At 58.6% G+C, this 16679-nt stretch carries 17 protein-coding genes and 1 tRNA gene; 8 read left to right on the forward strand and 10 right to left on the reverse strand.

Annotated elements, in window-relative coordinates; translation table 11 throughout:
- Positions 1-244 precede the first annotated feature (244 nt).
- From ACP7B1_RS08120 to ACP7B1_RS08130, 3 genes are all read left to right on the forward strand, one after another.
- Positions 245-1465, forward strand: coding sequence for a helix-turn-helix domain-containing protein (locus ACP7B1_RS08120; protein ID WP_346306363.1), 1221 nt, complete (start codon positions 245-247; stop codon positions 1463-1465).
- A gap of 44 nt (positions 1466-1509) precedes the next feature.
- Positions 1510-2139 carry a DUF5074 domain-containing protein gene (locus ACP7B1_RS08125; RefSeq protein ID WP_346306364.1) on the forward strand — a complete coding sequence of 210 codons (630 nt, stop codon included), beginning with the start codon at positions 1510-1512 and terminating at the stop codon, positions 2137-2139.
- Positions 2140-2216: 77 nt separating this feature from the next.
- Positions 2217-3434 carry an MFS transporter gene (locus ACP7B1_RS08130; RefSeq protein WP_346306365.1) on the forward strand — a complete coding sequence of 406 codons (1218 nt, stop codon included), beginning with the start codon at positions 2217-2219 and terminating at the stop codon, positions 3432-3434.
- On the opposite strand, the gene ACP7B1_RS08135 is transcribed toward ACP7B1_RS08130, so the two are convergent.
- The gene (locus ACP7B1_RS08135) at positions 3431-3970 is read right to left on the reverse strand and encodes a GNAT family N-acetyltransferase (protein WP_346306366.1); all 540 of its coding nucleotides are present in this window, start codon (positions 3968-3970) and stop codon (positions 3431-3433) included. The genes ACP7B1_RS08130 and ACP7B1_RS08135 overlap by 4 nt on opposite strands.
- 142 nt (positions 3971-4112) lie before the next feature.
- On the opposite strand from ACP7B1_RS08135, the gene ACP7B1_RS08140 reads away from it, so the two are divergent.
- Positions 4113-4913, forward strand: coding sequence for an endonuclease/exonuclease/phosphatase family protein (locus ACP7B1_RS08140; RefSeq protein WP_346306367.1), 801 nt, complete (start codon positions 4113-4115; stop codon positions 4911-4913).
- Here ACP7B1_RS08140 and ACP7B1_RS08145 read toward each other — a convergent pair.
- Complete coding sequence (locus tag ACP7B1_RS08145; protein WP_346306368.1) at positions 4855-6507, reverse strand: sensor histidine kinase; 1653 nt, start codon at positions 6505-6507, stop codon at positions 4855-4857. The two genes, ACP7B1_RS08140 and ACP7B1_RS08145, sit on opposite strands and share 59 nt — an antisense overlap.
- A 266-nt stretch (positions 6508-6773) precedes the next feature.
- Here ACP7B1_RS08145 and ACP7B1_RS08150 point away from each other — a divergent pair, with 266 nt between their 5' ends.
- Positions 6774-7364, forward strand: a complete 591-nt coding sequence (locus tag ACP7B1_RS08150) for a response regulator transcription factor (protein WP_346306369.1) — start codon at positions 6774-6776, stop codon at positions 7362-7364.
- A gap of 12 nt (positions 7365-7376) precedes the next feature.
- Here the strand turns inward: ACP7B1_RS08150 and ACP7B1_RS08155 are convergent.
- The 7 genes from ACP7B1_RS08155 to ACP7B1_RS08185 form a co-directional block, all read right to left on the reverse strand.
- Positions 7377-7466 (reverse strand) — tRNA-Ser (locus ACP7B1_RS08155).
- Between the two features lie 224 nt (positions 7467-7690).
- Positions 7691-7918 carry a hypothetical protein gene (locus ACP7B1_RS08160; protein WP_346306370.1) on the reverse strand — a complete coding sequence of 76 codons (228 nt, stop codon included), beginning with the start codon at positions 7916-7918 and terminating at the stop codon, positions 7691-7693.
- 153 nt (positions 7919-8071) lie between these two features.
- On the reverse strand, positions 8072-9049 hold the full coding sequence (locus tag ACP7B1_RS08165) for a GAF domain-containing protein (RefSeq protein WP_426136870.1): 978 nt from the start codon (positions 9047-9049) through the stop codon (positions 8072-8074).
- A 132-nt stretch (positions 9050-9181) separates the two neighbouring features.
- Positions 9182-10435, reverse strand: a complete 1254-nt coding sequence (locus ACP7B1_RS08170; RefSeq protein ID WP_346307046.1) for a cyclopropane-fatty-acyl-phospholipid synthase family protein — start codon at positions 10433-10435, stop codon at positions 9182-9184.
- Between the two features lie 137 nt (positions 10436-10572).
- Positions 10573-11376 (reverse strand): anti-sigma factor, encoded by an 804-nt coding sequence (locus tag ACP7B1_RS08175; protein ID WP_346307045.1) that lies wholly within the window; start codon positions 11374-11376, stop codon positions 10573-10575.
- A complete protein-coding gene (locus tag ACP7B1_RS08180; protein ID WP_346307044.1) occupies positions 11373-11984 on the reverse strand; it encodes an RNA polymerase sigma factor in 612 nt (203 codons plus the stop codon). Before ACP7B1_RS08180 ends, ACP7B1_RS08175 begins: the two co-directional genes overlap by 4 nt.
- A 63-nt stretch (positions 11985-12047) precedes the next feature.
- A complete protein-coding gene (locus ACP7B1_RS08185; protein ID WP_346307043.1) occupies positions 12048-12611 on the reverse strand; it encodes a tetratricopeptide repeat protein in 564 nt (187 codons plus the stop codon).
- A gap of 221 nt (positions 12612-12832) precedes the next feature.
- On the opposite strand from ACP7B1_RS08185, the gene ACP7B1_RS08190 reads away from it, so the two are divergent.
- On the forward strand, positions 12833-13846 hold the full coding sequence (locus tag ACP7B1_RS08190; RefSeq protein ID WP_426136871.1) for a Tim44 domain-containing protein: 1014 nt from the start codon (positions 12833-12835) through the stop codon (positions 13844-13846).
- An 83-nt stretch (positions 13847-13929) separates the two neighbouring features.
- Here ACP7B1_RS08190 and ACP7B1_RS08195 read toward each other — a convergent pair whose 3' ends face one another.
- Positions 13930-14304 (reverse strand): COG4315 family predicted lipoprotein, encoded by a 375-nt coding sequence (locus tag ACP7B1_RS08195; RefSeq protein ID WP_346307041.1) that lies wholly within the window; start codon positions 14302-14304, stop codon positions 13930-13932.
- A 294-nt stretch (positions 14305-14598) separates the two neighbouring features.
- Here ACP7B1_RS08195 and ACP7B1_RS08200 point away from each other — a divergent pair, with 294 nt between their 5' ends.
- Both ACP7B1_RS08200 and ACP7B1_RS08205 read left to right on the forward strand, forming a co-directional pair.
- Complete coding sequence (locus ACP7B1_RS08200; protein WP_346307040.1) at positions 14599-15255, forward strand: response regulator transcription factor; 657 nt, start codon at positions 14599-14601, stop codon at positions 15253-15255.
- Complete coding sequence (locus ACP7B1_RS08205; protein WP_346307039.1) at positions 15252-16628, forward strand: sensor histidine kinase; 1377 nt, start codon at positions 15252-15254, stop codon at positions 16626-16628. Before ACP7B1_RS08200 ends, ACP7B1_RS08205 begins: the two co-directional genes overlap by 4 nt.
- The last annotated feature ends 51 nt before the right edge of the window (positions 16629-16679 follow it).

Genomic DNA, 16679 nt, shown 5'->3' on the forward strand with positions numbered 1-16679 from the left:
CCGGTGCTCATGATATCCCTGTTGCTACTCTCCATGAGGCAATGGGAGGCTCGGTGATATTCTTCCCCCGTCAATGCCCCAACCGAGCCTCACCCGCCCTCCTGTTCAAATGCTGCGCAAAGAAGCGCAGGATTTCGCACAGCGCCCCCTTCGTCGGTCAAGGTTGCAATACTGGTTATTGTCCGTGAGATGGATTACGACTCGCTGATCGAACGATCGGAGTAACAAGTGTGACGGCCATCCGATGGACTCGCTGATCAACGCCGCAGCGCACGCCCTTGCGACAGGTGATACTCTCGGCGCATTGAAACGGGTGGCGCTACGTGACGACGCACCCGCTCTTGCACTGCGCGGCATCGCCATGGCGCAACTTGGCGAATTCCCGCGCGCCAGGACCTTGCTGCAGAGCGCGGCGCGGGCATTCGGCGCAAAGGAGGAAAAAGCCCGCGCGCGGTGCATCGTTGCCGAAGCGGAAATTGCCCTCGTCTCGCGCGATCTGGGATGGCGTGTGAAAGCACTGGACATGGCACGGGCAACACTCGAAGCCCATGGCGATCACGTCAATGCCGCCCATGCACGGACCGTGGATATTCGGCGGCTGCTTCTGGTCGGTCATGTCGACGCGGCCGAGCGCGCCCTCGCCAAGCTTGATCCCGCGCCGCTGCCGGCAACGTCGAGAGCGGCGCTCGCCCTGGTGGCTGCCGGAATTGCCATCCGGCGCCTGAACACGTCTGCAGCGCGCGAGGCACTCCGGCGGGCCGAGAATGCCGCGACCGAAGCAAAGATCCCCGCCCTTATCGCGGAGGTTGAGCAAGCCTCCCATATCCTGAAAACACCCGCTGCCCGTCTGATCCAGCGCGGCGAGGAACGTCCCCTCTTGCTGGAGCAGATCGAAACGCTGCTCGCATCCGGAGTGCTGGTCGTCGACGCGTGCCGGCATGTCGTTCGGGTCGGGGACCGGGTGATATCGCTTGCCACGCGCCCGGTTTTGTTCGCGCTGGCCCGCGCGTTGGCCGAAGCCGCGCCTGGCGACGTGCCAAGAGCCGCGCTCCTCGCCCGTGCATTCGGGGCAAAGCATGCCGATGAATCGCATCGCGCCCGTCTGCGGGTCGAAGTCGGCCGGTTGCGCGAGGAACTGCGCATGTTGGCCGATGTGTCCGCAACGGCGCGGGGCTTTTGCATGACACCGCTCGACGCCAGCGGCGCCGTTGTCCTTGCCCCGCCCATGGAGGAAGCGCATGGCGCGGTTCTCGCCTTTCTTGCCGATGGCGAGTCATGGTCAAGTTCCGCTCTGGCCATTGCCCTGGGGGCCAGTTCCCGGACCGTCCAGCGTGCCCTTCTGCTACTTGCGGAAGCGGGCAAGGTGCAATCGTTTGGTCGCGGACGCGCCCGCCGCTGGATCAGCCCGCCCGTGCCGGGTTTCCCGACAATCTTGTTACTCCCCGATCTCCTGCCAAGTGATTAGGGTCAAGAGGAAATATTCAGCAGTCAGGTGACAAGGATGAAATCATGAAACAATCTGCCAAAATTCTCCGCGAATATGGCCCGTTTCCCGGCACTGACCAGGTGGCCGGGGTTACCTTCGATGGCCGGAATGTCTGGTTTGCATCGGGAGAACGGCTGAATGCCCTTGATCCGGCGAGTGGGACCGTCTTGCGCTCCTTGGACATCGCCGCGCACGCCGGAACCGCTTTCGATGGCCAATATATCTTCCAGATTGCCGAAGATCGCATCCAGAAGGTCGACCCGGAGACAGGCCGTGTGCTCTCGACAATCCCGGCGCCCGGCGGCGGCGGTGATTCAGGGCTTGCATGGGCAGAAGGGACGCTTTGGGTCGGGCAGCACCAGGGCCGGAAAATCCACCAGATCGATCCGCAGACAGGCGCTATTCTGCGCACCATCGAGTCCAAGCGCATGGTCACCGGGGTGACCTGGGTTGACGGCGAACTCTGGCACGGCACCTGGGAACAGGATCAAAGTGATGTCAGGCGCATCGATCCCGCGACCGGCAATGTCCTGACCATTCTCGACATGCCCGCAGGCACCGGCGTGTCCGGACTCGAGTCCGACGGCGGCGATCAGTTTTTCTGTGGCGGCGGCAAAAGCGGTAAAGTGCGCGTTGTCGCGCGGCCCAGATAACACGGCGGGGTGAACAACGGTTTGCACAGCCCGCATGGCAAGGGTTTTCGGCAACAGCCAGTAAAATGGAGAGAGCAATGAGCAATGCTTCGTATCGCTGGGTAATCGTTGCAGCCGGCGGCTTGCTGGGCTGCATGGCCATCGGCGCCATGTTTTCCCTCCCGGTTTTCCTCCAGCCCATTGCCCGGGACACGGGCTGGTCCGTCACCGGCGTGTCCGGCGCCATGACGATCGGGTTCATCGCCATGGCATCGGCTAGCATGCTGTGGGGGAACCTGTCTGACCGCTTCGGCGCGCGTCCCGTGGTGCTGACGGGATCGGTGCTGCTGACCGCAAGTCTGGCGCTGGCCAGCCGGGCCACGTCGCTTGTCGAATTTCAACTGGTCTTCGGCCTGTTTGTCGGCGCCGCGACTGCCGCGATCTTCGCGCCAATGATGGCATGCGTCACCGGCTGGTTCGACACCCAGCGCAGCCTTGCCGTATCTCTTGTTTCCGCGGGTATGGGCATGGCGCCGATGACCATGTCGCCGCTGGCGGCATGGCTTGTTTCGATCCATGGCTGGCGGACATCTATGCTGATCATCGCTGCGGTTGCTGCTGCCGTGATGATTCCCGCCGCCCTCCTGGTGCGCCGCCCGCCGGCCGCCGACATGGGAAATACCATGGCGCTGCAGGACGCAGAGCCGCAGTCATCCATGTCGATCGGGCAAGCCATCCGGTCTCCTCAGTTCATCATCCTGCTGCTGACCAATTTCTTTTGCTGCGCCACCCACTCCGGCCCCATTTTCCACACCGTGAGCTACGCGGTTAGCTGCGGAATCCCGTTGATCGCAGCGGTTACGATCTACAGCCTGGAAGGGCTGGCAGGCCTTGGCGGCCGGGTTGTCTTCGGTGTCCTCGGTGATCGCTTGGGCGCCAAGCGCGTGCTGGTCGGCGGGCTGCTGCTCCAGGCGTTCGGGGCGCTGGCCTATGTCTTCGTGCGGGAACTTGCCGGGTTTTATGCGGTGGCCGCACTATTCGGCTTCATCTATGCCGGCGTCATGCCGCTCTATGCTGTACTGGCGCGCGAGAATTTCCCGATGCGCATGATGGGGACCATCATCGGCGGAACGGCCATGGCCGCCAGCTTGGGCATGGCCACGGGTCCGTTGGCCGGCGGTTTGATCTACGACACATTCGCCAGCTACGAATGGCTCTATATCGGAGCCTGGGCTATCGGTATCGGCGCATTCCTGATCGCCCTGACATTCAGGCCGTTTCCGCAAGCCCAGCCTGTTCCCGGGTTTCAGCGTTAATTGGCACCCGTTGCCGACAAAGCCTTGGCCATTTCGGTGGTTGGCATCCAGCCATCCTCTTCGTAAATCGGCCGTCCGGCAACCGTCGCATGCAGGATGGCATAGGTGATCCCCCGCGCCAGAAACGCGCTCTCCGCTTCTTTCATCAATCGGCGAGCAATTCCCCGGCCCCGGTATTCAGGCTCCACGAAGACATTGAGGACATAGCCGCGTCGGGAGTCCATCGGATGGGCGGGGTGCGGAGGCCAATCGATTTCCATCAGCCCCACGGCACCAACCGGGCAACCATCTTCCTCGGCGACGAAACCGAAATAGGACCCGGCGGTCAAACGTACCGCAAGCCATTGCCGGAAGGGTGCTGCCATGAGTGTCAAAACATCCTGAGCCCGACCAGCCTCAAGAAACATTCTCTCCCGGTGCTTGCATATCAAATCAAGATCAGTGGCAATGATGGCGCGCGTATGCATGATTGGCCTTTTCAACAACAACGGAAACGTCAAAGACGAAAGCATCCGAATCCGGGTTTTATCAACCATCACAAGTTTAATATTTTGCGATTCCTGTTGCCGATGGCGCTGATCGTCTTTCCAGTGGGTCGGCTCCCGGCCAAGGTTTGCTTATTGGGAGCAGTATCCTAACCTGTCCCCGCTTCAAATGAGTCCTCTGGAGATGTAGCGCATGCGAATCATGAGCCTCAATGGCTGGGGCGGCAAGCTGCACGAACCGTTGATATCCTATCTCCAAACGGATCAGCCGGATATTCTATGCCTGCAGGAGGTGGTCCACAGTCCCGAGACTAGCGAAGATTGGCTCTTGTATCGCGACGGGGATGATGTCCTGCCCCAGCGCGCGAATTTTTTCCGCGATGTTGCGGCCGCACTTGCCAACCATACGGCCATGTTCTGTCCGGCAGCCCAGGGCGTATTGTGGAACGGCGATCAGCCGGTGCCATCGCAATGGGGGCTCGCGACGTTTGTGCGCAACTCCCTGCCGGTTACGGCGCAGGCACAGGACTTCGTGCACAAGGGGTTTTCGCCGCACGGCTATGGCGATCATCCGAGGTCGCGGTCCGCGCATGCAATCCGGGTTTACGACTATGCGCGCGACCGGATGGTCGCCATCGCCCATATGCACGGGCTGCGCGATGTCAACGGGAAGATGGATACACCCGAACGGCTGGCACAGGCCCGCAGGCTGAAGCAACTGGCGTCCCGGATTGCCGCGCCGGGTGACCCGCTGATCGTGTGCGGCGATTTCAACGTCGAACCCGAAAGCGAGACCTTTGCCGTGCTCGCCGAGATAGGGCTGACGGATCTCGTTACGGCCGGAGGGTTCAACGGAACCCGCAGTTCGCATTATCGCAAGCAGGGACGGTTTGCCGATTACATGCTGGTGAACCAGAATGTCGAGGTTCGGGAATTCACGGTGGTGACGGAACCGGAAGTGTCAGACCACCTTCCGTTGATCCTTGAGATATGAGCGGCGATGTCATTCCTTCCCCAGGCAGCACAATCCAGAACACCGCTCCGTTGTCATTGCGGGCATGAAGCGTACCGCCCGACCGGTCAAGCAACCGCGCGCACAGCGAAAGACCGAGGCCCATGCCGTTCTCCTTGGTCGTGAAGAACGGACGGAACAGGTTTTTCAGGACTTCGTCGGATAGTCCCGGGCCGTTATCAGCAATTTCGATGATATTGACCGTATCCTGACTGAACGTCCTGATGGTGATCCTCTTGCGGTCATGCATGCATTCGGACAAGGCATCGACAGCATTCCGGAGAAGATTGTGAATGACCTGTTCGAGCTCAATGGCACCCACAACCGATTTTGGCGAGGGAGTGGCAAAATCCATCGAAACCTCGATACTCTGTTCCCTGAGTTTCACCCGCAGCAGTTCGACCATGTTCACGATGAACGGGTTGAGCTCCTGCAACATTGGTTGAATATCATTCCCGACAATGTAATCGCGCATTCTGTGGAGGATTTTGCCGGCACGTTGAGCCTCGCGAACATTGGCGGCGAGCGCCTGCTTGAGGCTGCCGTCCCTCTTTCCGGCTTCCCCCTTCTCCATGAGAATGAGCCCCGCCTGGCTCTGGCTGAGCAAAGCGGTAAGGGGCTGTGCGAGTTCGTGGGCGATGCCTGATGCCAATTCGCCGACAGCGTTGACGCGCGAGGCCTGGAACAAGCGGTTTTCATGCCGAAGCGATTCCATTTGCCGAAGCGCGCGCTGCTCCGCCGCTTGCGCGTCTGCCAATGCCGCGCGCTGACGCCTCAGCAAATGAAATGCGTAAAGCGCAGCGAAGCCAAAAATCGACAAGGGGACGATCATCCGCCAATCAAACACGTCACCAAATGCAACATGCTTGTCGAAATGAATATGAGCCTGGGAATCATCGTTTGGACGAAGGGGAGTTCGCGTCAGATCTGCTGTCAACCAGGGCATGTAGCCGGTAAAAAGTCCGTGCGTATGAGGGTTTCGCACATAAACCGGTCTGTCCCCAAGGCGAACCTGAAGTTCTATTGCCTCCGGCAAAGCGATCGATTGAATCGCCTTTGCCACATCATAGATCACCACAATGGCTGCAGGTGTGCGGCCATTCATTGCTTTTGTCGCAAACAAAACATGCTCGGCTAAGTGAGGCATCGCATAGGCAACCGTTTCCCCTTCCGGCTGGAGCGCCACGGCACGCATGATTGCTGGCAAATCCGCTTCTCCCGGCTTGCTGGTCGCGGAAGGAACAGTGATCCATTCGGTCAGTTCGGACTGACCGGGTCTCATCTCATAAAGCTGGATTCTATCCAAAAAAGCGTAGGCCTTCACAATGCCCGTGGCCACATGGATAAAAGAGGGCTCCGTGTCGCCGTCGGGCAATTGCAGTACAAGTTCCAGCAGCGTGACACTTGCACGCCTCTGCGAATATTGATTTGTCAGTTCAATTGCCAATCGCGACCGGTCTTCGGCAAAATCGTTCCGCAGATTGGTCAGGGATATCGCAGCAACGACAATCAGGATCACAATTTCAATCGCAATCCATTGAAAGAGAAACGTCCTGATCGGGATTGATTTCATCATCATTGCACCAAATGTGGCTGTCCAATCCGCTATATTCACCTGACAGGTCCAGGATCATGGAATCATAGCATATTATCAGGTCGGATATGATGCCCCGGCATACCGGTGCAAAGCGCGCAATCCGCCGTTCTTTACGGTGACAGAAAATGCTATGTGAATAGAACTTAACCATGCGCGTCTTCCAGACTGGCCAGGCAATCCTGTTTACCCGCGCAACAAGGACGAGCGATATTCCGAATTCAAATCCGAGAGGCAGGATTGATCGTATGACATCGCGCTACCCCATCTATCTGATCGATGATGACGATACGGTAAGAGAAGGTCTGTCGCTGCTCTTTCGGGCCAGCGACATGGCCGTCCTGACCTTCGTTGACGCCAACGCTTTCCTGGAAAAAGTCGATCGGAACAAGCCGGGATTCCTACTGGTGGATCTGAAAATGCCGCAGGTGAATGGCCTTGAGCTGCATCAACAGCTCGTTGCACGGGGAATACGCTGGCCGTTGGTCATTTTGACCGGACACGGAGATGTTGCGGCCTGCCGCGCAGCCTTTCAGGTCGGTGTGATGGACTTTCTCTCCAAGCCCGTTGACGCCGATACCCTGTTTGCAACCATCCATACGATGGAACGATTGCTCGACACCGCGCTCGAGCGGCAACAGGACGAGGCCTTGCTTGCGACACTGACGCCGCGCGAAAGCGAGATCCTCAACATGATCTGCCGCGGCTTCGACACGAAGGGCATCGCCAGTGCCCTCGGCATATCGCCCCGGACTGTCGACGCCCACCGCGTGAACATCTCGACAAAACTTGGCACGACGTCCGTTGTCGAATTTGTTCGCATGACGATGGGTGGATAATGGCAATGGATATGGCGGAGGGGGTGGGATTCGAACCCACGGTAGGCTCTCACCTACGCCGGTTTTCAAGACCGGTGCCTTAAACCGCTCGGCCACCCCTCCTTAACCGCACTCGGTATTCCATCGCTGCGGGCCGGTTATCCCGCTGCCTGTACTCAAGCTGGTCGGAGGCCTTTATAGCCATTCGCATTGCTGCGTCAACCGGCTCCCGGGCAGTGTTGCACTTTCATTGCAACGCATATCGGTGCGGGTGATTTTGCCGTTGCTGCGAAAGGCCGTCGGCGGCGCTGGATGAAGGTCAGCGCCACCGACGAAGCAAGCCCTGGTCAGGAGCTCGCTTTTGGGGAAATTCTGCTATTTGCCGGATCGCCGTGCACCGCCAGACCCATCAACGAAAATGATCGGAAAACCTGTAAGCCCGCATCGCGTTGCAGGTTTTCACTGGAAACGGCATGACACGGAATAATAAGTGTTCCCGTTGCGATGATCGGGTTTTGTTCCAGGCCTATGCCAAGGCATTCCTGGAATCGGGTCAGGCAGCGTTTGAAATCCACCTGGTTGTTTCTCTCCACCTGTTTCGAACCGGCTCTTGCGGCGTTACGGGAAGAGTTACTCAATATTTATAGTGTGTCAGCCCCGTCCGCTTATGTGCAAACTCGATCTGTCGCAGTTTTGCGACAAATCAAGGCAAAAAAATCAACTGCCGTTCAGGAAAGGCCGAGGCGCTTCAGCTTGCGGTGCAGGGTCGCCCGGCTGATACCCATATCGGCCGCGGCAGCGGATACGTTGCCGCCGCTCCGGGCCAGCGCCCTTTGAATCGCACCGCGTTCGGCCATGGCGAAATCGCGCGCCGCCGACTGGTGTTGTCCCAACAGATCAGCCGCCGGCAACGGAGAAGCGAGCGAGTCGTCGGTCAGACCGAGCAGCTGGCGCGCCGAGCGCGATGCGCCGATCACGAGGTCATCCTCGTCGACGGCGATCAGCGCGTTCAAAGCCCGTTCACTCATCCAGTTGTCACCGGGCGGCGCCAGGACAATGCGGGCCTTCGGGAACGCAAGCCGGAAATTTTCCGCCTCCACGCGCCTGGCAGCGTCAGTTACGGCTATCGATATCAGCTTGACGAAATCGTCGGTCAGGTCATGGCGCGCGGAGGATACATCGATAACGGCGGCCAGACGGCCGCGATGATCGAAGATGGGTGCAACCGTGCAGGATAAGGCCGTGTTTCTGCTGCGGAAATGCTGGTCGCGATGGATGGTCAAAGCCCGTTGCTCGGCAATGGCCGTACCGATGCCGTTGGTTCCCTCGGATTCCTCGCTCCACACGGCGCCGGTCCACAGACCCATCCGGTAAAAGGCTTCGTCGTCCGCCACGCAGCCGCGCCGGTCAACCGGGATGCTGTCCTTGTCGGCCAGCAGAATGCAGCACCCTGCACCGCCAACGGCGGCATAAAGCCGGTCGAGACTGGTCTGGGCCGTCATGATGAGGGAGCCGAGCCGTTCCCGCGCCTGGTTGAGCTCATGTTCGGTCAACACGTTCGGCCCCTTTCCTTCAACAGGATTGAGGCCATAGAGACGCATCGACCGCCGCCATGACGCGATAAGTGCCGATTGTGCAGCAGCGCTGCCCGACGAAAGCGCTGATTCAATATATTCAGCGTGCAAACCGCTCTGGAGCGTTACCATGGTCCCCTCCGAGGCCGAGTAGTGTGGTCCAGACTATTGTTGAGTGACGACCACGGTCAAGCCCACGCGGTCACCTATTACAGAACGACCTCTCCAGCTACAATGCGGGCAAACGACACGGTACCTGCCCCGTCAGGCGTTCGCCGCCTGCAGGATTTTGGCTTTGCTTTGCTCGTGCTCGCGAATGTAATTGCGTGTCAGGGGAACGACGTCGTTTTTCTTCGCGAGCTGGAACTGGAAAATCACCAGGTCCTCATAGCGGAACGCCGACTCCGCCGCCGCGAGATAGAACTCCCACATCCGGCAGAAACGCTCATCATAGAGCTGCGCCGCATCCTGCCAATGAGCCATGAACCGTTCGCGCCAGGCGGCCAATGTCGACGCATAGTGCAGCCGCAGAATTTCAATATCCGTGACCATCAATCCGGCTTTTTCGATTTCGGGCAATATCTCGGACATGGACGGTATGTAGCCGCCGGGGAAAATATACTTGTCGAGCCACGGCGTTGTGAATCCCGGCACGGCCGAACAACCGATCGTATGCAGCACCATGACACCGTTTTCGTCCAGAAGCTCAGCGCATTTGCGGAAAAACTGGCCGTAGGATGCGACGCCGACATGTTCGAACATGCCCACCGAAACAATCCGGTCAAATGTTCCGTTCAGGCTGCGGTAATCCTGCAGGGCGAAATTGACCCGATCGGGCTGGCTCTTTGTTCCGGGCCGATTTCTGGCAAATTCGAGCTGTTCCTCCGAAAGCGTGACGCCCAGCACGTTGCCTGCGGGCGCTTCAGCGGCCAGATGCAGCGCCAATCCGCCCCAGCCGCAGCCGATATCAAGAACCCTGCTGTCGGGGCGCAGCAGAAGCTTGGCGGCCAGATGCCGTTTCTTGGCCAGCTGCGCATCTTCCAGGCTTTGCTCCGGATGTTCGAAATAGGCACAGGAATACTGGCGGTCGGCATCCAGAAACAGGCCATACAACCGGCCGTCCAAATCATAGTGATGGGCAACATTGCGCTTTGACCGCACTGGCAGGTTACGATGACGGAAACCCCGGAAGCGTGCGCGTAAAGCATCAATCACGCGTGTCGGCAGCGGATGCGTTTCATTTTGCGCCTCGCGCAGCACCAGGCAGAGAAAATCGTAGATCGTCCCCTGCTCGACGATAAAGCGTTCGTCCATGAACAGCTCGCCCAGCTGCATATCGGCGTCCATGAGAAAGGCCCATTGGGCGCGCTTGTCGGTGAAACGAACAATCACCGGATCGCCGCTGCCGTCGCCGAAGATCAGGCGGGCGCCGCTTGCTGTCAGGATTGTCAATGAACCCCGGGTGACGATGCGGGAGAAAGCGAAGCGAAGAATCCGGTCCACGGGCGAAAGAGGCATTCAGACACTCCTGAGACGAAAGGTTTTCGGCTCGTAGCATGTGCCGATGATCACAGGATTACGCGAACCTGAAGCCAAAATGAAATGGAAACGGTTTCAGTGCCGTCTCCGGAACGCGCTCTCACAGGGGAGCGGCGCTATACGGCCAGGCTTTGAAGCAGCCTGTCGCTCATTGTCTTGATGGCATCCGGTGATTCGTGCCCGATCAGCATGAACGCGTGGGTATCGCTGGACCAGTACACGACATTCATCCCGTGGCGCCGTTCGATATCCGCGGCCCTTGCTCCCTTGGAGGACTGGACAATACACAGTGCCATCGGCGCCTGTGCCGCGTCCAGATAGGTAATCTGTCCCAGGGCCCTGCCCTCATAGGCCAGAATCTGAGCCCGCTTCAATACGGCGCCCGGCAGCTGCACGCGATCAGGCGTCAGCGAAAGGCCAAGTTGCGACCCGACATCCCGCAATTGCGCCGACTGTACCGCAACGTCCACGGGTCCATTGCCCAATGTCTCCCGGGTATAGAGCGACATGTATTGCGCGACGACCGCGCGCCAGTCACTGCCGTCCTGATCGCCGCGCAGACTGGACCGGAGGCCGAGGAAAGTCCGGTCGACCGCCACACCGACGGCGATGAAGCCGATTGCCGCTGCCAGGAAACTCCGCCGATTCCAGCCGTTGACCTGTGGCCTGACCGGCTCGGGCGGCGAAATGCCGGCCAGCATGGATTGCAGTTTTTCTGCCGGTGCCTTGTCAAGCAGCGGATCAAAGGCATTCTTGAAGGGCAAGTTGCTCGAGGCGAGAAAATGCAGACGGTCGGCAACGGCCTCGTCGCTCTCGATCAGACCTTCGACCTGCCGGCGTGTATGCGGATCAAGTTCGCCGTCGAGATAGGCCACCAGCATTTCATCGTTTTTCATGGTGTTGTGGTTGGGGTCGGTCATTGCGCGCTCCCCTCCTGCCTGCCCTGACCGGCGGATGCTGCAAGCTTCGCGCGCGCAGCTGCCAGCCGGCTCATGACCGTACCGATGGGAATATCCAGGAGTTCGGCCACCTCGCGATAGGAAAGCTCCTCGACATAGGCGAGGAAGACCACGGTCCTTTGCGCCTCCGGCAGAGCCTGAACCTGGCGCAGAACCTGATTGGCAAAGATATGCGTCTCGGTGTCCCTCGCCCCGTCGAAAATCAGGGTTTCATCGGCATCGACAAAGCCCTGCCCCATCCGCACGCGGCGCGACCGGACTTCGTTGAGCCAGATGGAATGAAGAATGGAAAACAGCCAGCGATCAAGCCGCGTGCCATGCGCAAACTGGTTTGCCCGCTCCAACGCCCGCACACAGGTTGCCTGCACCAGATCGTCGGCCACATCGCGCTGGTGAGACAGCACCACCGCATAGCGCCAAAGCCGCGTAAGGTGTTGGGAAAGTCCCGTCCGGATTTCCTGCTCGTTTGCGATGGTCGCCTCCGCATCGGACCGGGCAACACGGTCCGATGACTCCTTGCTACGCTTTGACTGACTATAAGCAGGAACCGTTGGATATGCGACAGGCATGATGAATCCGCTTTGAATTGTCATGATTGCTCGCCGGTTCGCTGGTTCGCGGCGCTCACTTCCCTACAGCTTGGACGGATTCTCGATGGCTTCCGCCAGATCGCGATATTCCTCGCAACCGGTTCCGCAAATACCTCTGATCTTGGCCAGCTGATCCTTTGCAAGATCAAGATGACCTTTGATGACATAGGCTTCGCCGAGATATTCGCGCACTTTGGCGTATTGGGGATCGAGCTCAACGGATTTCATGTAATAGCCGATCCCTTCATCCGTGCGGCCCAGCTTGCGGGTGGCATAACCACGGTAATTCAGGGCGACGGCGGTATTGGGATTCTTCAGCGTATCGAGGACGCCAAGCGCTTCTTCATAACGGCCGGCCTCTGCCAGTGCGAAGGCATAATTCGTCAGATCGGAATCCGGAAGCAGGCTGCCCTGCTGCTTGACGCATTTTTGCGCTTTCGAGCTCCAGACTTCGCCCTTCGGGCAGGTCGGCGTCGCGTTCGAATCGCCGCCACCGCCTCCAGCCGCATATACAGGACCGGAAATGACTGCACCTGCAAGGCATGCGCCGAGCAGGACGACCGGATAAATCCGGCCAACGGACGGGAATTTTCCTATGTTGAACATCACGTTTTCTCCTGAAGCAAAGGGACTGCGATGGGAGAACACGCGGGATATCCGCTTTATTCGGCACGCCGGGAAATATTCTTTAAAATCCAATAGTCGGAAACCAAAAAATCCACCCAGAATTGTCCGTTTTATCCTGGTCGGCACTTAAAATTGCCGGCACCGCTTTCTATATGCGGGTGGCGCGCTGAAAATTGGCTGGTGCGTAACAGGAGAAATTTATGTCTGGTACTGCTTCCCGCATCATTCGCATCGTTGTGTTGCTCGTTCTGGCCTTGGCTGTCACGCTGAGTGCATTTGATATCGCCGACGCAAGGCGGGCGAGCGGCGGATTTGGCAGCCGCGGCACGCGCACGTTCGATGCGCCCGCAGCCACCCGGACAGCACCCTCGCCTGCCGCGCCGATTGAACGGACAATGACCCCGCGCCCGCAAACGAATCAGCCCTCGGCCATGCAGCCGCAGGCAGCCGCGCCGCGCCCCGGTTTCTTCAGTGGTTTTGGCGGTTCCATGCTGGGCGGCCTGCTCGTCGGCGGTTTGATCGGTACGCTGCTCGGTCACGGTTTCGGCGGCGGCTTCGGTTTCCTCGGCATGCTGCTGCAGATCGGCCTGGTGATTGGCGCGATCATGCTGGCCATGCGGTTTTTCGCCCAGCGCCGGCAGTCGCCTCTTGCCGCTTCGGGTCCGGTATCCGGCCAGGGTTTTGGCCGGCAGGCTGACCGGTCCGCATCCCCCTCATTCCGTATTCCGACCGTTGGAGCGGCGATGGGTTCCGGTTCTTCCCAGCCTTCCCAGAACGCGAGGCCGGCACAAGCCTCCGCATCGACCGATGAACTCAGCCTGACGCAGTCGGATCTCAATCAGTTCGAGCAGCTTCTGACCAAGGTGCAGACCGCCTACGGGACGGAAAACTATGCCGAACTACGGTCCCTCACCACGCCGGAAGCCATGTCCTATCTGGCAGAAGAACTCGGGGAGAATGCAACCAAAGGCGTGCGCAACAGCGTTTCCAACGTCAAGCTGCTCCAGGGCGATATCGCTGAATCGTGGCACGAGAACAATGCCGATTACGCCACGCTGGCAATGCACTATTCCAGCATCGATGCGATGCTCGACCGCACAACGGGCCGCCTTGTCGATGGCGACAACACCAGGCCGACCGAAACCACGGAGGTGTGGACCTTTGTGCGCAAGGATGGCTCGGAATGGAAGCTGTCGGCCATTCAAGCGGCTTGATCCGGTCACCCCTATTGATTTGAACAACGGCGCAGGAGCAAAGCTTCTGCGCCGTTGTTGATTCTCCGGGATCGTTGCCGCGTTTACTGCTTGACGACGTGCCAGACGCTGCCGACGCCGTCACCGCCGGTTTCGCCTTCTTTTGCATCCTTGGCAAAGGTGTAGAGCGGCTTTCCATCGTAAGCCCACATATCCTTGCCATCGGCAGCTTTGACGAGCGACCACTTGCCTGCCGCCTTCGCTTTGGCATCGGCGTGGAAAGCCGGCCATTTTTTCAGGCAGTCCGCATCGCAATTGGATTTGCCCTTGGCATCCTTGTCGAACGTATAGAGCGTCATGCCTTTTTCGGTGGCGAGCACCTTTCCAGCTTTTGTTTCAACCATCTTTGCCGGCTCAGCGGCAAATGCTGTCAGGGTCGTGGCAGCCAGAAGACTCATTGCTATCAGCAGTGTTTTCATCGATTTCACTCCCTCATTGGTTTGACCGGCGACACGCCAGCAATACCCATTTTACGCGAATGTACGTCGCGGTTCATGACGGTGCGACCCATTCTGATCCGAATTGAGGCACAAGAGAAGAACCTGCGAACAACAATTGAGACGATTGGTAACGAAGCGAAAACAGCGTAATGATTGTTTCAATCCAATGTAGGCTGGAACCCGGTCGCCTGCAAAAAACCGAGATTCCGGCCTATCTGCCACCCGTTACTGCCCCAAATGCTGTTTTCCAGCATTCAAACAATGATCTGAACAATGCGATTGCTGCTTATTGAAGATGACACGATGCTCGGCTCCTCGTTGAAGAAGGCGCTGGAAAAGCATGCCTATGGTGTCGACTGGATGCAGGACGGTGAAACCGGGCTCGCAGCCATGCAGGATTCGAGCTTTGCTGTTGTCGTTCTTGACGTCAACTTGCCCAGGATGAGCGGACTTGAAGTGCTCAGGGCGACCCGGCGCGACAAGAATCTTGTTCCCATTCTGCTTTTGACCGCCCGCGATACCCCGCTGCACAAAGTGGAAGGCCTCGACAGCGGCGCCGACGATTATCTGGTGAAGCCTTTCGATCTCGATGAACTGCTCGCCCGCTTGCGCGCCCTGGTTCGCCGCAGCGAGGGGCGTGTCGACACGATCCTGAGATGCGCCGATGTCGAAGTCGATCCCGCAGCCAAGGTCGTGCGCAAGGCTTCAAACCAGGTGATGATGACCGCCAAGGAGTTCCAGCTGCTGAAGCTCCTGATGGAACGCGCCGGCAAATATGTCACAAAAAGCGATATCGAGTATGCGCTGTACAGCGCCGAGAGTGCGGTCGAAAGCAATACAACCGAAGTCACGATCTATAATCTGCGCAAGAAACTCGGCAGCGATTTCATCAAGTCCATCCGGGGTGTGGGCTATATGGTGGACGCATGAGCAGGCCTACCCTTACCCGCAATCTGTTCTTTCGCGTTACGCCGACGATCCTCATCACCATGGCGATCATCGGCGGTTTTGCATTCAACAGCGCCACGCGTGAAATCAACAATGTCTACGACGCACAATTAATCAATGATGCCAATGTCCTGTGGATGCTTCTTCATAATCAGTTTGATGAAACGGGAGACGTCCCGCCCAAGCAGATCGCCGATATCGATTTCAACATGGGCAACCAGCTTGCGCTGAACGAGGACGCGGATGACTATGCCGACGCGCATATGTTCCGGGCATGGAAGGACAACAAGATCGTCCTTTTCTCCGGATCGACATTTCCGGCTGAAATCCCCTTGCAGCGCGCTGGCTTCACCAATGTTCCCTATGACAGCGAACTTTGGCGGATTTACTCCCTGCCGATCCCCGAAACGCATGTTGTGATCGAGGTGGCGGAAAAGGTCGCCATGCGCCAGACTCTGGTGTCGAACATCCTGCTCAACCTTATCTTCCCTCTGCTGATCCTCATCCCGTTGATCGCACTGTTGATATGGTTTGGCATCAACAGCGGCCTCAGCACCATCCGCATGCTGGTGCAACAGATCCGCAGCCGCTCTCCGGATGACCTTTCGGCCATTCCGGTCGATACGCTGCCAAGGGATCTGTCACCGCTCGGCCGCTCGATCAACCAATTGCTCGAGGATCTCGATGATTCGCTCAAGGCGGAGCGGCGCTTTGCCGATCATGCAGCCCATCAGTTGCGCACGCCGCAGGCGGCATTGAAGCTTCTGCTGCAAATGCTGGCCCAGGCTGACAACGAGAAGGAGCGGCAGGCCATCATCGCCGACCTTATCATCAGCAATGAAAGGGCCACCTATCTGATCGAGCAGTTGCTGCGTGCCGCCCGCGTCGGTCATCAGCCCATGCAATTGCAGGCCGTACCGCTGTACAGCAGTGTGGCATCCATTGTTGCCGAAATGGGAAATCTGATAACGGCAAAGCAGCTGGACATGTCGCTTGACGGGGACGAGAAGGCGCTGGTGCGGGCCGATGAGCCTCTGCTTCGTCTCATGATCAGCAATCTCATCGAAAATGCGGTGAAATATACGCCCGCTACCGGCAAGATACGCGTGGCAATCACCGCCGCCAACAACTACTGGCGCCTGTCCATTTCAGACAGCGGGCCGGGTATCGCCGAACACCACCGGGAGGCCGTATTCCAGCGATTCTATCGCATTGATACGCCGCAGATCGAGGGAACCGGGCTGGGCCTGACGATCGTTGCCGATATCGTCAAGCGCCTGTCCGGCACGATTGCATTGAAATCCCCAGCTTCCGGAAAGGGTCTTCTCGTAGAAGTGCTTCTACCAAAAGCATAATTTCGCTTCCACACGACTGCTCTGTCCGCCCTCCATCGATTTCAGTTTGGC

Source organism: Phyllobacterium sp. SL163 (assembly GCF_049896885.1).
Classification (GTDB): Bacteria; Pseudomonadota; Alphaproteobacteria; order Rhizobiales; family Rhizobiaceae; genus Phyllobacterium; species Phyllobacterium calauticae.

Excerpts from the sequence above, each read along its gene's own strand:
- ACP7B1_RS08120 (WP_346306363.1), top strand. The coding sequence starts at position 245 with ATGGACTCGCTGATCAACGCCGCAGCGCACGCCCTTGCGACAGGTGAT.
- ACP7B1_RS08125 (WP_346306364.1), top strand. The coding sequence starts at position 1,510 with ATGAAACAATCTGCCAAAATTCTCCGCGAATATGGCCCGTTTCCCGGC.
- ACP7B1_RS08130 (WP_346306365.1), top strand. The coding sequence starts at position 2,217 with ATGAGCAATGCTTCGTATCGCTGGGTAATCGTTGCAGCCGGCGGCTTG.
- ACP7B1_RS08135 (WP_346306366.1), bottom strand. The coding sequence starts at position 3,970 with ATGGTTGATAAAACCCGGATTCGGATGCTTTCGTCTTTGACGTTTCCG.
- ACP7B1_RS08140 (WP_346306367.1), top strand. The coding sequence starts at position 4,113 with ATGCGAATCATGAGCCTCAATGGCTGGGGCGGCAAGCTGCACGAACCG.
- ACP7B1_RS08145 (WP_346306368.1), bottom strand. The coding sequence starts at position 6,507 with ATGATGAAATCAATCCCGATCAGGACGTTTCTCTTTCAATGGATTGCG.
- ACP7B1_RS08150 (WP_346306369.1), top strand. The coding sequence starts at position 6,774 with ATGACATCGCGCTACCCCATCTATCTGATCGATGATGACGATACGGTA.
- ACP7B1_RS08165 (WP_426136870.1), bottom strand. The coding sequence starts at position 9,049 with ATGGTAACGCTCCAGAGCGGTTTGCACGCTGAATATATTGAATCAGCG.
- ACP7B1_RS08170 (WP_346307046.1), bottom strand. The coding sequence starts at position 10,435 with ATGCCTCTTTCGCCCGTGGACCGGATTCTTCGCTTCGCTTTCTCCCGC.
- ACP7B1_RS08175 (WP_346307045.1), bottom strand. The coding sequence starts at position 11,376 with ATGACCGACCCCAACCACAACACCATGAAAAACGATGAAATGCTGGTG.
- ACP7B1_RS08180 (WP_346307044.1), bottom strand. The coding sequence starts at position 11,984 with ATGCCTGTCGCATATCCAACGGTTCCTGCTTATAGTCAGTCAAAGCGT.
- ACP7B1_RS08185 (WP_346307043.1), bottom strand. The coding sequence starts at position 12,611 with ATGTTCAACATAGGAAAATTCCCGTCCGTTGGCCGGATTTATCCGGTC.
- ACP7B1_RS08190 (WP_426136871.1), top strand. The coding sequence starts at position 12,833 with ATGTCTGGTACTGCTTCCCGCATCATTCGCATCGTTGTGTTGCTCGTT.
- ACP7B1_RS08195 (WP_346307041.1), bottom strand. The coding sequence starts at position 14,304 with ATGAAAACACTGCTGATAGCAATGAGTCTTCTGGCTGCCACGACCCTG.
- ACP7B1_RS08200 (WP_346307040.1), top strand. The coding sequence starts at position 14,599 with ATGCGATTGCTGCTTATTGAAGATGACACGATGCTCGGCTCCTCGTTG.
- ACP7B1_RS08205 (WP_346307039.1), top strand. The coding sequence starts at position 15,252 with ATGAGCAGGCCTACCCTTACCCGCAATCTGTTCTTTCGCGTTACGCCG.